Annotated in this window: 15 protein-coding genes; 12 read left to right on the forward strand and 3 right to left on the reverse strand. The window is 48.0% G+C overall.

Features of this window, described 5'->3' with window-relative positions; genetic code table 11:
* Positions 1-12: 12 nt before the first annotated feature.
* Genes B0D95_RS02565 through B0D95_RS02590 form a run of 6 tightly spaced genes read left to right on the forward strand, consistent with a single transcriptional unit; the run spans position 13 to position 6,549 of the window.
* The gene (locus tag B0D95_RS02565; RefSeq protein WP_078042428.1) at positions 13-450 is read left to right on the forward strand and encodes a type II secretion system protein; all 438 of its coding nucleotides are present in this window, start codon (positions 13-15) and stop codon (positions 448-450) included.
* Positions 434-868: an MSHA biogenesis protein MshD gene (locus B0D95_RS02570; protein ID WP_078042429.1), complete on the forward strand. Its 435-nt coding sequence runs from the start codon at positions 434-436 to the stop codon at positions 866-868. Before B0D95_RS02565 ends, B0D95_RS02570 begins: the two co-directional genes overlap by 17 nt.
* Before the next feature lie 20 nt (positions 869-888).
* Positions 889-1,695: a type II secretion system protein gene (locus B0D95_RS02575; RefSeq protein WP_371453621.1), complete on the forward strand. Its 807-nt coding sequence runs from the start codon at positions 889-891 to the stop codon at positions 1,693-1,695.
* A complete protein-coding gene (locus B0D95_RS02580) occupies positions 1,685-2,194 on the forward strand; it encodes a pilus assembly PilX N-terminal domain-containing protein (protein ID WP_078042431.1) in 510 nt (169 codons plus the stop codon). Before B0D95_RS02575 ends, B0D95_RS02580 begins: the two co-directional genes overlap by 11 nt.
* Positions 2,194-6,111 (forward strand): DUF6701 domain-containing protein, encoded by a 3,918-nt coding sequence (locus tag B0D95_RS02585; RefSeq protein ID WP_078042432.1) that lies wholly within the window; start codon positions 2,194-2,196, stop codon positions 6,109-6,111. Before B0D95_RS02580 ends, B0D95_RS02585 begins: the two co-directional genes overlap by 1 nt.
* A gap of 24 nt (positions 6,112-6,135) precedes the next feature.
* On the forward strand, positions 6,136-6,549 hold the full coding sequence (locus tag B0D95_RS02590; RefSeq protein WP_078042433.1) for a DUF2721 domain-containing protein: 414 nt from the start codon (positions 6,136-6,138) through the stop codon (positions 6,547-6,549).
* Positions 6,550-6,630: 81 nt separating this feature from the next.
* On the opposite strand, the gene B0D95_RS02595 is transcribed toward B0D95_RS02590, so the two are convergent.
* Positions 6,631-7,158 carry a glycine cleavage system protein R gene (locus tag B0D95_RS02595; RefSeq protein WP_078042434.1) on the reverse strand — a complete coding sequence of 176 codons (528 nt, stop codon included), beginning with the start codon at positions 7,156-7,158 and terminating at the stop codon, positions 6,631-6,633.
* Positions 7,159-7,224: 66 nt separating this feature from the next.
* Here B0D95_RS02595 and B0D95_RS02600 point away from each other — a divergent pair, with 66 nt between their 5' ends.
* The gene (locus tag B0D95_RS02600; RefSeq protein WP_244904710.1) at positions 7,225-7,503 is read left to right on the forward strand and encodes a YheU family protein; all 279 of its coding nucleotides are present in this window, start codon (positions 7,225-7,227) and stop codon (positions 7,501-7,503) included.
* 27 nt (positions 7,504-7,530) lie between these two features.
* On the forward strand, positions 7,531-8,583 hold the full coding sequence (gene rlmM / locus B0D95_RS02605) for a 23S rRNA (cytidine(2498)-2'-O)-methyltransferase RlmM (RefSeq protein ID WP_078042435.1): 1,053 nt from the start codon (positions 7,531-7,533) through the stop codon (positions 8,581-8,583).
* Between the two features lie 77 nt (positions 8,584-8,660).
* Here the strand turns inward: rlmM and B0D95_RS02610 are convergent, their stop codons facing one another.
* The gene (locus tag B0D95_RS02610) at positions 8,661-9,062 is read right to left on the reverse strand and encodes a hypothetical protein (protein WP_246841706.1); all 402 of its coding nucleotides are present in this window, start codon (positions 9,060-9,062) and stop codon (positions 8,661-8,663) included.
* A gap of 108 nt (positions 9,063-9,170) precedes the next feature.
* Here B0D95_RS02610 and tusA point away from each other — a divergent pair, with 108 nt between their 5' ends.
* The gene (gene tusA / locus B0D95_RS02615; RefSeq protein ID WP_078042436.1) at positions 9,171-9,404 is read left to right on the forward strand and encodes a sulfurtransferase TusA; all 234 of its coding nucleotides are present in this window, start codon (positions 9,171-9,173) and stop codon (positions 9,402-9,404) included.
* Between the two features lie 102 nt (positions 9,405-9,506).
* Here tusA and B0D95_RS02620 read toward each other — a convergent pair whose 3' ends face one another.
* Positions 9,507-10,208 carry a hypothetical protein gene (locus B0D95_RS02620; protein WP_078042438.1) on the reverse strand — a complete coding sequence of 234 codons (702 nt, stop codon included), beginning with the start codon at positions 10,206-10,208 and terminating at the stop codon, positions 9,507-9,509.
* 205 nt (positions 10,209-10,413) lie between these two features.
* On the opposite strand from B0D95_RS02620, the gene B0D95_RS02625 reads away from it, so the two are divergent.
* From B0D95_RS02625 to B0D95_RS02635, 3 genes are read left to right on the forward strand one after another with little or no spacing between them, the layout of a single operon-like run.
* Positions 10,414-11,562 carry a 4-phosphoerythronate dehydrogenase gene (locus B0D95_RS02625; protein ID WP_078042439.1) on the forward strand — a complete coding sequence of 383 codons (1,149 nt, stop codon included), beginning with the start codon at positions 10,414-10,416 and terminating at the stop codon, positions 11,560-11,562.
* Positions 11,555-12,694, forward strand: a complete 1,140-nt coding sequence (locus B0D95_RS02630; RefSeq protein ID WP_078042440.1) for an ATP-NAD kinase family protein — start codon at positions 11,555-11,557, stop codon at positions 12,692-12,694. Before B0D95_RS02625 ends, B0D95_RS02630 begins: the two co-directional genes overlap by 8 nt.
* The gene (locus tag B0D95_RS02635) at positions 12,694-13,617 is read left to right on the forward strand and encodes a class I SAM-dependent methyltransferase (RefSeq protein ID WP_078042441.1); all 924 of its coding nucleotides are present in this window, start codon (positions 12,694-12,696) and stop codon (positions 13,615-13,617) included. The genes B0D95_RS02630 and B0D95_RS02635 overlap by 1 nt, the downstream gene beginning before the upstream one ends.
* The last annotated feature ends 33 nt before the right edge of the window (positions 13,618-13,650 follow it).

Here is a 13,650-nt window from a genome sequence, read left to right on the forward strand (position 1 = left end):
TTACTGCCCATAATGAAAAAAGCAGAGCAAGGTTTTTCGCTCCTTGAATTAATTACCGTAATGATTTTGCTCGGTATTCTTTCTGTCACGCTTTTTTCACGCTTGGGCCCTGTTAGCACAGCTGCAGTACAATCAGGCCGCGATGACATCATCGCGGCTTTATTTTTTGCGCAGCAAACAGCCATGATGCGTAGCAGTGGTGGCAATATAGTGCTCCAACTAACCACTCATTCAGTCAGTGTTACAGAGAATGGCCAGCCTATTCGGGTTGCTGCTGATTACTATCCGCTTGCTTTACCACAAGGGGTAAGCGCAACTCCAGCCACCTTTGTGTTCGACAAATTAGGTCGCACAACGGCAAATAGCATTACGCTCACCGGTTCCGGTAATACGGCAGGAACATCCGCCGTCATTCAGGTGGAGGCCAGTGGTTATGCCTACGCCAACTAAATCGATTCCTCGGGGTGTCAGCCTTATTGAGCTGATTGTATTTATGGTGGTTGTCAGTATCGCGCTAATAGCGTTGGTCGGTGTTTATCGCCAGGCGACCATTAATAATGCCGATCCTGTGATTCGTTTGCGTGCCTTGGAATCTGCACAATCCCTGTTGGATGAAGTTATCGCCCTTAGATATGACGCTGCCACTCCCGTTGGTGGTATTCCCGCTTGCCGTAATACATGCACCAACGCGCCTGATGGCAATATGGATGATGTAGATGATTACCACAATTTTAACGATGAGCCATACACCGGCTATCGGCGCAGTGTGAGCGTAACAACGGCGAACAATATTAAGTTGGTGACGGTGAGTGTCACCACGCCGACGGGTGAAACGTTTTTATTATCTGCAGAGCGAGCAAATTTTTAATGCGTACCGGCAATGCAGCAATGCAGCATGCGTCTGGTGTGATAGAGCCAGCCCGCATCGCTGGGCAGCGCGGGTTTACCTTGGTTGAGCTAGTGGCGGTGATGGTGATTTTATCAATCATCGCTGCAATCGGTGTTGGCTTTGTTGTGCGTGCAACCGAGTCCTACCAGAGCACCCAAACCCGCGCACTATTGGTGAATACGGCGCGGCAATCTATTGAGCGCATGACCCGCCAATTGCGCGGCGCATTACCCCATTCTGTGCGCACAACAAATGCGGGTCAGTGCTTACAATTTATGCCCATCGCGGCAGGTGGCAATTATTTCAACTCCGTACCTGACCGACAAAATGAACAGGGTGGTTCTTCAACTATTCTTGCATCGCCTGTTGCGGTGGATTTTGGTAGTGCTCGCCACGTTGCTATTGGTGCGATGAGTAGTGGTGAGATTTATGGTGCATCTCCTGTGTCCTTGGCAGGCTACGTTAATTATGTGGCTGGCAATTTACAATTGTCCGCAGCAAAACAATGGCAACGAAACTCCATCAGTAAACGTTTTTATTTGTTGGATAACGCCCAGGCGTTTTGTGTTGTGGGTAATGAATTGCGTTTTTATAGCGGCATAGAACCACAGGAGGACGGTGTTAATCTCAGCAGCGGGTTCGACATTCTTGCGCGTGGTGTTGCTGTGGTTGATGGTACTGATCCATTTGTGCTTGCCAGCGGTGCAGAGAATCGCAACGCGCTGGTTACCATCACCTTGGATTACTCCAAGGGGGGGGAAACCATTAATTACACCCAGCGGGTTTTTATTCGCAATGTTCCCTAATACACCACTACTACAGCCACTCAATTCCCAGCGCGGTTTTTTGTTACCGCTGGCGCTATTTATTATTGTGGTAATGAGTGTGTTAGCGCTGACTATTTCCCGTACAGCCACACAAACACAAAGTGCTGCTGTGCAAGAGTTAATTAGCTTGCAAAGCTTTTATGCCGCAGAGAGTGGCGCCCAACGCGGGATGAAAGCCTTATTCTTCGATGTGAATAACAACCGTCAGGCAGCAGATGCTGTATGTGCGAATATGAATCTTAGTCCAAGCTATAGCGGTGTGGCGGGTCTGAGTACTTGCACTGTGACGGTTAGCTGTAGCTGCCGTTACCGAAATGGCAATGATTGCGCACCTGCGACTACTACAAACTACACACCTGCACCGGCAATTGATGTGCTGACGAGCTTTTATACCATCACCAGCATTGCTGCTTGCGGGCAGCATGAATATCGTGCAGAGCGCACTATTCAGGCGGGTGCTTATATGGAGCAGGAGTAATGAATTTTTTGATTGCTATCGCACTGCTGACCTGGAAAAGAGTAGGGCGCTATTACGCGTTACTTTTGCTGGCATTCGGCTTTTCAAGCCTAAGTTATGCTGCCACTTATAATCTGAGCAATGGGCAATATCCACCCTGTAATACCAGTTGGAGTGTTTCCGGCACAACTTATACCTGTACTGGTAATGGCCGCGTTTCGCTGGCAAACGGCGATGTGCTCACCGCTAATACAACAATTACTATTTCCGCAAACGATGGTTTTTCTCTAAACAATAATACGATTGGTTCTACGGCCAACAATATTAATCTGGTCTCCAGTTATGGCTCCATCCAATCGTCCAATACCAACTCGGTTTTTGGTTCTATCTCCAGTGGTAGCGGCACTATCTCTTTAACCAACACCACAGTAACAGGCACTATTACAACCGGTGGTAATATCAATTTAAGCGGTGGCAGTGTCAGCGGAAAAGTAACCAGCAATAACAATACGATCACTACTAACGGCACTAATTTAAGTGGTGGTGCACAAGCGCAATCCGGTATGAGTTTTACTGGCGGTACACTTGCCGGCAGTTTTGTGATGACATCCAACAATCAGCTCACCATGAGCGGCGTGACAATGACGTCCGGCAGTATTTCAGGGGCGAGTACTGTCACTATTCAAAATGGTAGCCAATTGGGATCGGCTTCTTCATCCATCACTATTAGCAGTAATAGTGGGCCGATTACTGTGAATAATTCAATCGTTCATGGAAGTTTAACGGCACCCAGCTACTCCACTGTTAATGTAACAAATAGTGGTACGGTTTACGGAACATGTTTACCCAATTCTACGCCAGCTAATGCCTGTAATTCTGCTCCGCCTGTGTGTACAACCGGGTTGCTTGGCGGACTTACCGGCAGTCACTACAACAATATTAATTTGTCAGGCAATCCTGTTGGTACGCGTGTTGATACCAGTGTAGATTTTGATTGGGGGGCTGGTTCATCGGGCGTGAGCGGTGTGAATAGCAATCAGTTTTCAGTGCGATGGACCGGGCGATTGCGTGCACCTGCAACAGGCAATTACCGCTTTCAAACCGTTTCTGATGATGGCGTCAGGTTGTGGATTAACAATCAGCTAATTATTAATAATTGGGGCGATCATGGTGCTACGACTGATACCAGCGCAACTGTTGCATTGCAAGCGGGATACGCTTACGACGTTCGTTTGGAATACTACGAAAATAATGGCCAGGCAGTAATTCGGTTGCTGTGGAGTACTCCCGGCTCGGCAACCTTTACCACCCTGGGCACAGCGGCAGATCCAAACTACAGCACGGCTAATTATTGCGAAGTACCTGTAGCAAACTGCAACAATGGTTTTGTGGGCAGTGCTACCGGGCAATATTTTAATAACAACAGTTTATCCGGCTCTCCTGCGGCTACGCGTCAGGACAACATTATTGATTTTGACTGGGGAACCGGTGGGCCGGGTGTTGCTGGTGTGGGTAGTGACGATTTTTCCGTGCGTTGGAATGCGACACTCAAAGTCGATGTGACTGGCAGTTATCAATTTCAAACCCTCAGTGATGATGGGGTTCGGCTCTGGGTCAACAATCAACAGATTATTAATAATTGGACGGATCATTCGGTCACTACCGATACCAGTGCGGCCATTACTCTCACTGCAGGACAAACTTATCCCCTGCGTATGGAGTTTTACGAACGCGGTGGTTATGCGGTTGCATCACTGCGTTGGCGACGCCCGGGCGATTCCAGTTTCCTGCCAGTTTCCGGTTGTCCTGCAAAAGTACATCACTACGGCATATCGCACAGTGGCAGTGGAATAACCTGCATGGCAGAGCCAATTACCATTAGCGCCTACGATGCAGCGGGCACATTGGTAGCACCGGAGAGTGGCACAAAAGTCGATCTCTCCACGGCACCGGCAACCGGGAGCTGGGTTTCCTCTTCCTATATATTTTCGGGTACAGAATCTTCATTTATCGCCTATTTACGTCAAACGACAGCAGCAATATTGAATATCAATGTAACCGACGGTGCTGCCGTAGAAGATCCGGGGCGAGACCCGTCAATCAGTTTTTTAAATACGGGTTTGAAGTTTTATAACGCATCCAATAGCAATCTCCCTATTGCTAATCAGCGTGCAGGTGTGACGGCGACGACACCGGTATTGCGTTCGATCAGAACCAACACAGACACTGGCGCCTGTGAAGCGCGGGTAACTGGAACACGTACGGTCAATGTGGGTTATGAGTGCGTCAACCCAGCCACCTGTGTTGCGAATCAAACCCTGACGTTGCAGGGCGCTTCCATCGCAGCCAATAACCAATCCAGCAGTAGCAATTTCACCCCGGTGTCATTGACGTTTAATAACAATGGTGAGGCCCCCATTCCTTTTACTTACAGTGATGTCGGGCAAATCCGTTTGCATGCATCGCTACCACTGACCACATCGGGTAATAACCCGGCGATTACCCTGCGTGGCAGCAGTGATAATTTTGTGGTTAAACCCGATAGGCTGGCCGTGAGTCTGGTACAGAAATCCAATGGCACCAGCAATCCCGGCAAAACCAATGAAGCGGGAGCTGCTGCCGGCTTTGTTGCTGCTGGCGAAGCATTTCGGGTTGTTGTACAAGCGCAAAATGCCAATCAACAACCCACTCCGAATTTTGGGCGAGAGACGGCAAGTGAAAATAATATTTTATTAAAAGAATTTGCCCTCGTGCATCCTGTGGGGGCCGGTACCACATTAACGCCACTCCTTAATGGCACAGCGGGAAGTTTTGGTGTCACGACCCCCCAAGGCAGTTTTGAAAATAATAATCTACGTTGGAAGCAGGTAGGCAGTTTGACACTGCGCCCGGAATTGGCTGACAACGATTATCTGGGCGCAGGTGCGCCAACTTACGTGGTGAGCGATACACTAGGGCGCTTCTACCCTGATCGTTTCGCATTGGCATCCGCCTCGCTTGCCAATAGCTGTAATAACACATTTTCTTACATGTCTCAGGAGGCACTGCCCCTGAATTATGTATTGCAGGCAGAGGATGCGGATGGGGCTGTTGTCAGCAATTATGGTGCAAGCTACGGCACGTTACCAACGCTGGGCTATGTAGCGGAAAATGCCAATGCAGCGAATGGAGCAGTGTTGGGCCCTCGTTTTATTGAAACAGCAACAAAAAACTGGGCGTCAGGTCGCTTGCAGGTCGGGACTAATGCGACCTTTTCCCGTGCGACAGTGCCTGACGGCCCTTTTGCTGATTTGAATGTTGGTTTAACACTGACCGATAGCTTTGATGCACGTGAACTAAAAGCAAAAAATATGAATGCGCTTACCACAGACACTTGTTCAGGCGCTGGTTGCACGGCAGTTAAATTAAATGCAATGCCACTCAATTTGCGCTATGGTCGCTTACGCCTGGATGACGCCTTTGGTTCTGGTGCTGCTAATTTGCCGGTGAAGTTTTTCACCGAACACTGGATTGGCAATCGATTTGTAAGAAATCTGGATGATAATTGCACGCAAATTCTTCGCAGTACAGTGACCTATAACGACAAGAATATTTTAGATCCGGCCAATTTGACCGTTGGGCTTAACGGTGGTTCTACTACCGGTAATTATGGTGCTATGAGTGCAACGGATATTAATTTCACTAATGGCGATGCCAATCATTTTTTCTCCGCTCCAGGTGCTGAGGTGGTGGGAAGTTTTGTTGTCAGTGTGGATTTAACAAGCACACCCTGGCTGCGGTTTGATTGGAACACTAGCGGAAAAGTGCCAACCAATGCTGAGTGTTCATCGGGTATACCGGAAACTGAAAAAACCGATTGCAGGATAAGGGCAAATATTGGGTTTGGCGACTATCGCGGTCATGACCGCATTATTTATTGGCGTGAAATTTTTAATTAATTGAGGTTTTTCAAGCGTATTTTTATGGAAATGACCATTACCACTCCCAGTTTATTGTTCCCGGCTATCTCATTGTTGATGCTTGCTTACACCAATCGATTTGTTACTTTAGCTAATGTGATTCGCCAACTCAGCAGTATGGAAAATGCGCCTTCCAAAGATTTGGTGATCCGTCAAATTGAAAACTTGCGTATACGTATGACAGTGATTCGTTTAATGCAGGCGTTTGGGGTGCTGTCATTTGTGTTTTGCACCTTGTCTATGTTTTCGCTGTTGTTGGCGTTTCAGGTGGCGGGCATGTATTTGTTTGCGGCAAGTTTATTGCTGTTGGTGTTGTCTCTGTTGTTTTCGTTTTATGAAGTCAACATATCCACCAAAGCGATCAATATTGAGCTTGAAAAATTCAATGCCGTGCTAAAAAAGCACAAGCACGATTAGTATTTACTGCTCGTGCACTGTGTTGTTTGTCGCCCTATAAAAATGGCAGCCTGTTGCTGCCAGTAATCCTCAGTCCATCAATTATCGCTCAGTGGACGATTCCAGGCGTATATCAACGGCCAGCTCATCGGCAATCTTATCCAAATAATCGTAAAGCTCATTCATATCCACTGCCTTGGGGACTTCAATCACGCCGGTTGCCTCAAACAGCGGCTCACCGGACCAAGGCATACTGGAACACGCCGTTTCCAGCTCACCCATGTTAATATGGCGAGCGGCGAAGGCTTGCGCGATTTCGCGTACTATGCCGGGCCGATCATTGCCGACAACACTGAAGCTGAATTCACGGCAGTCGGGTTTGCTGATGGTAATAGCATCCTCGATAACGATTTTAAGGCCTTTGTCTGCCAGTTGACTCAGGGCGGTACGCAGCTCCGCTTGATGTGCATCGCTGACCGCTACCTGCAAGATCCCCGCGAATTTGCCAGCCAAATGCGCCATACGGCTTTCCAGCCAATTGCCATGGTGTTGGCTAATGGTGTGAGCCAGCAGCTCAACCACGCCAGGGCGATCGTCGCAGATAACAGTTAATACAAGTTGTGTATTCACAGTGATTCCTTATTAGTTACTTATTGAAATATCAAGGTTACTCCGCTTGTTGCCAGTGAACAAGTTATGTGTGAGCCAGCATTTTTACAGCGAGACAAGCAGATGATTATTCCCTATGAACAATTATCGAGCGATGCTCTGCAAGGATTGATAGAGGAGTTTATTACCCGCGAAGGCACTGATTACGGGGTAGAGGAAGTGTCGCTCAATACTAAGGTGGATCAGGTTAAGCAGTTATTAAAGCGACGCGAAGTCGTAGTGGTGTTTGATTTTACAACCGAGTCTGCCAGCTTACTGACGCGTCGCGATGCAGAACTTGTGCAACAGAACAACACTGTCGATTAATTTTTTACTATTTATATTGAGAATATTGTGAATCATTTATTTTTACATTGCCGTGCCGGATTTGAAAAAGAATGTGCGGCAGAAATTTCCGATATAGCCGCTGGGTTGGGTATCTATGGTTACAGTAAAACCAAAGATAACAGCGCCTATGTGCTATTCATCACCCACGAGCCTGATGGTGCTGAAAATATTATTCGCATGTCAGGTTTTCGCCAATTAATTTTTACCCGCCAGTGGTTTGCCTGTGCAGGGCTGATCGATAACTTGCCGGTTACGGATCGTGTAACGCCGCTGTGTGAAGCTACCGCTGCGCTACCTAAAACCAGTGAATTAATCATTGAAACAGTTGATACCAATGAAGGTAAGGAATTATCGGGGTTGAGCAAAAAGATTGTTGCACCGCTCGAAAAAGCCCTGCGCGCCCAACAATCGTTTTTTGCCAAAAGCCCGTTGCGCCTACATTTGGTTTTTATCTCCGGTACCCAAGCCTATATAGGTGTTAGCCCTATCGCCAATTCATCGCAGTGGCCCATGGGAATTGCACGTTTGCGTTTGCCAAAAGAGGCACCAAGCCGTGCAACCTTGAAGCTGGAAGAAGCCTGGCACCACTTTATTCCCGCAGATGAGTGGGATATTCGCTTGACATCGGGAATGCGTGCGGTTGATTTGGGGGCGGCACCGGGTGGCTGGACTTGGCAACTGGTGCAACGCGGTATGTATGTAGAGGCTGTTGATAATGGGCCAATGGAAAAAAGCTTGCTGGAGACCGGGCAGGTTCTGCACATTTTGACCGATGGTTTTTTATACGAACCTAAAAAGCCTGTGCATTGGTTGGTGTGCGATATTGTGGATAAACCCGCGCGTGTCACCAGCATGATTATTCGTTGGTTTACTAAAAAACACTGTCGCGAAGCTATTTTTAATTTGAAGCTGCCCATGAAGCAACGCTATGCCGAAGTGAAAAAATGCGAGGAGCGTATTCGTGCGGAATTGGAAAAAGCAGGGTTTAAGTTGGATATCCAATTCAAGCAGCTGTATCACGATCGTGAAGAGGTAACGGGATATTTGCGTGTTTATTGATCGTTAGATTAATGGGCGATGGAAATGGCACCGCCCATTAACCTGACACTTGGTGCGTGGTACATCATGTGGCCGGATCAGTGATAAGAGGTGCGATCACTTTGATCTGCTGCAGTGTGTTGCAGCACCCACTCGGTGAGTTGTACCCAATCCTCAATCAAGGTGCGTAGTAATGTCATGTGGCTGGGAGGGACATTTTTATCGCGCAGTGCACTCTCGCCAATCTCGGTTAATACCGATACTATTTTGCCAAGGTTATGTGCTTTGAGTGAATCCAATAATTGCGCGTTGAGCAGCATTTCTCCGGTATAGGCAGAGTGTAAGTCTTCGTAAGAAACATTGGGTATTGTATCTATCGCCTGCTTGACTGCATGAGCCAAAAGTGGGTGATTATTGCGCAGCAAGCGAAATGTAAGCTCAAGCGCTTGGCGGCTAAAAAAGTCAGTGGGCATATAATCTACTGCTGATTTCCGAGACATCGAACGGGGTTCCTCGGTAGTGAACGATTCTCCTACACGTTTTTCCATTATCGATAGCATAGCAACTCCGCTACTATTCGTTTGTGTATTTATAGACGATTTAAAACTATGAATTTGAAAATTGATAAAACTTTAGATGCGAGCGGTTTGCTGTGCCCTGAGCCGGTAATGATGTTGCACAAAATCATGCGCGAGACAGATTCAGGTTGTCTGATCGAAGTTATTTCGACAGATCCATCCACGCTGCGCGATATTCCCAAGTTTTGTTTATTTTTGGGGCATGAATTGGTTGAGCAAACTCAAACAGAGAAAAATTATATTTTTTATATTCGTAAAACGTAGAAAATTATTTTTTGTATCGTTTTGGTTATACATCCTGCGATGTTGGAGTATTGCGCAATAAAAAAACGCCGCAGATGCGGCGCTTTTTTGAACAGCTTACAATTACTGCAAGCCATCAACTAATAGTGAGATGGCTGCCATGGCTTCAGGGTCTTCCGCTTTGATCTTGTTGGCGATTTGATGCTGGAAGAAATAGCGGAAATTTTCACTGGCTTGGGCTTCGTAAAGTGATTCATCCCCCGGTAACACCGGTGTACTCACCACTTTGGCTGGGTCACTGATCATGGCGTATACACTGCCATCGTAGTGCAAGCTCCAACTGACAACCTCAACCAATGCCAGGCGTTTGCTATCCGGGATTGCTAATACCGCATGGGTACCAATGGTATCGGGCAACTCCTGAATAACATCATCGCCGCTTTCGCACTCAACTTCGTAGTATTCCGCCGCTGTTTCCAGCTCAATCACTTTATGCATCGGCGCTTCAAAGAAGAGTTCGTCAATACCCGGATCGTAATAGCCTTCCCAGTGTCCGTTCAGTGGGTCGCACAGATCGGGGCAGGGGACTATATCGTTTAACCAAGGTACAAGCCCAACCACATCGCCGTTGGCGCGCAGGCCCCAGCAAAGAATTTTAAGGCTGTAGAGCTTTTCGGAGCTGGTATCGTTGGAGTAGAGCATTTCCAGCCCGTCCAATTCTGGCGCGAGGCGGATAAAACGCTCGTCGTGAAGCGCGGAGTAAGTCTTCTTCGTGAAGAGATCAACCACATTATCCATGTTGTGGCCAGTGTGCGAGGTCTTCATAATACCACCCCCTAAAGTGAGGCGAGTCGCCGCTTTACAGCGGTACCCAGACGATGGTTTTAAAGTCACCATCACTATATAAGGTATATGCTAAATCCCCAAAGCACAACTGCTATGGGTAAAAATTTTATTCCATAGAAATCTGTCAGGCTGATTTTTAATCAACACAAATCTATAACCTGAGGTTTCCGATAAGTGAGCTTTTATGAAAATAGTTGCGGATGAAAATATCCCACTGGTCGATGCTTTTTTTAGCCCCCTTGCGCAAGTCATTCGTTTGCCGGGCCGCAACATGACTGCGGCAGATGTAAAAGAGGCAGATGCGTTGATTGTGCGTTCGGTAACCCAAGTGAATTCAGCCTTGTTAGCGGGTAGCAAGGTGAAGTTTGTCGGCACCTGCACCATTGGTGTGGATCACCTGGATCAGCAGTATCTTGATGAGAATGCGATTGCGTGGTCGAGCGCGCCGGGCTGCAATGCCAATTCAGTCGTTGAATATGTTTACGCAGCGCTGTGCCATTTGAATATTAATTGGCTGCCCGTGACATTCGGCATTATTGGTTGCGGCAATGTGGGTGGATTGTTGTATCAACGACTGAAAGCGCAAGGTGTGAAGGTGCGCTGTTATGACCCCAACCTCAGCCTTGCCCAAAATCCTGACTTAACCACACTGGATGAAGTGCTAGCCTGCGATGTGATCAGCATGCATACACCGCTGGTGACTGCGGGCGCGCATCCAAGTTTTCATTTATTGGGGCGCACCGAGTTGCAACAACTAAAACCCGGGGCTGTGTTAATTAATTGTGGGCGCGGCCCGGTGATTGATAATCAAGCTTTATTGGATGTACTGGGTGAGCGCGATGATATCAATGTGGTATTGGATGTGTGGGAGCCAGAGCCGAATATTTCGTTGGAGTTATTGGACAAGGTGCTGCTGGGTAGCCCGCATATTGCGGGATACAGTTACGATGGAAAATTAAACGGCACAGACATGATTTATCAGGCGCTGTGCAAGCATATGGACAAAACGCCGCAGGCAAGTCTCACACAATTGGTTCCGCCGCTGGAAAACAATCGACTCACCATTGACGATGCCATTGCATCGCAAGTCAGCGTATTCCAGATTGCCCAATCATTGATTAAACAAGTCTATGACATTGCCGCCGATGATGCGCGGTTGCGCGATCTTGCCCGGCAGGCGCGCAGTGGGCAGGCTCACTTTGCAGAAGGTTTTGATGGCTTGCGTAAGCATTACCCCAAGCGCCGTGAATTTCACAACTATCAGGTGTCGCTGCCAGGCTTTTCAGAGACCGACAAGCAATGGTTACAGGTATTAGGATTTAACTGTGTTTAAGCTCGGTGTCATTATTAATCCCTACGCCGGTGTTGGTGGCAGTGTTGGTTTAAAAGGGTCCGATGGTGAGGCAATCCGCACTGAGGCCTTGGCTCTCGGCGCAGAACAGCGTGCGCCCGCACGCATGCAGCGCACACTGGAAACCATCGCAGAATTAAGCCAGCAGATTCAAGTGATGTGTTTTGCCGGTGATATGGGCGAAAGCGCCGCAAAAAATGCGGGTTTTGCGGTGCAGGTCATCGGTGCTGCAAAAAATACTCCGAGTGAACCAGAGGATACTTGTGCAGCAGCGCGCGCGTTAATGCAAGCGCAGGTAGATTTAATTTTATTCGCCGGTGGTGATGGCACTGCACGTTTAATTGCCGATGTGGTGGGCACCGCTATGCCGGTGCTGGGTGTGCCTTCCGGTGTGAAAATGCACTCCGGTGTTTACGCCATTTCCCCTGAAGCGGCGGGTGCAATTTTGAAACAATTGTTAACCGGGCAATTGGTTAATATTGCCGAGCGCGATGTGAAAGATATCGATGAAGAAGCGTTTCGCAATGGACAAGTGCGCGCACGTTTTTATGGCACCTTATTGGTACCGGAGGATTCGCAATACCTGCAACAAGTAAAAAATGCGGGCACTGAGCGCGATGAATTGGCGCAGCTTGATGTTGCCCAGGAAATGATTGACCAACTTCAACCGGATACGCTCTATTTGGTTGGTCCCGGATCTACTACCCATTTATTTTTGCAGCAGTTGGGGCTTGAAGGCAGTTTGTTGGGAGTGGATTTGCTGTTGAATAACGAATTAATTGCGGTAGATGTCAGTGCATCGCAGATCCTGCAGCAACTTGATGATTGTAGCCTGCCGGTAAAAATGATTATTACCGCGATTGGTGGTCAGGGGCATATCCTCGGACGCGGCAATCAACAATTCACGCCCGATATTTTACGCCGCATAGGTAAAGATAATATTCATATCATCGCCGCGCGCGGGAAAATTCTGGCGCTCAATGGGCGACCTCTATTAGTGGATACCAATGACCCACAGTTAGATAAACAGTTTGGTGGATACCGTCCAGTCATTACCGGTTACCGCGAGACGATTATCTATCCCGTTGGTTATGCGGCAGAAGGGGATTCCTGATGCAGCTTATCCTGGATCGTCTTGCGCAGCTTGCCGATAAAATGCAGGGCGCACTGGTAATCGACAGTTATAGGGTTTTTCATGGTCGTGGTCGCTGTTTTCCTGGGTTAGAATTTGTCACCGTTGATTTTTTTCAGCCCGTTATTCTTATTACATTATTTGCCGAGCCGCCTGAGTCTTGGGTTGAGCAATTAATTGCGCAAGCCCAACCACTCTTTAATCCAGGACACACCGTATTGGTGGTTCAGCGCCGCTATTTGCCGCAAGCACCCAGCGAAATACTCTGGGGCGAATTGCCTGAGTCGATATATGCGCGTCGTCGTGACTCAAGGTTTAATTTGCATTTGGCCCAGCAGCAAAATGCCGGTTATTTTTTGGATATGGAGCCGGGCCGGTTGTGGCTGGAGCAGCACGCCAGTAACAGGCGTGTACTGAATTTATTTGCCTATACCTGTGCTTTTTCTGTGGTTGCGATTGCGGCGGGCGCCGAAAAAGTGGTGAACGTGGATATGAGCAGCGCGGCGTTAAACCTTGGACGAGCAAACCATCAGTTGAATGGTTTGGCAAAAAGCCACAGTGAATTTGTGGCCGAAAATATCCTCAAGTCCTGGAGCCGCGTTAAAAAACCGGGCCCTTATGATCTGGTTATTATCGACCCGCCGTCGTACCAAAAAGGCAGCTTTATCGCCGCGAAAGATTACGCCAAAGTTATTCGTCGCCTACCGGAATTAATGCCACAGGGTGGTTTGGTGCTGGCCTGTTTGAATGCGCCGGAGTTGAGTGAGGGTTTTTTAAAACAACAATTTGATGAGCAGTGTCCGCAGGCTGAATTTATTGAGCGCTTGCAGGCACATGCGGATTTCCCCGATATAGATCCCGAGCAACAATTAAAACTCCTGATCTATAAAATCCCGACTGCATAAGCGCGACATAAAAAACCAGCACAAGGCTGGTTT

It is taken from the genome of Cellvibrio sp. PSBB023 (genome assembly GCF_002007605.1).
Classification (GTDB): Bacteria; Pseudomonadota; Gammaproteobacteria; order Pseudomonadales; family Cellvibrionaceae; genus Cellvibrio.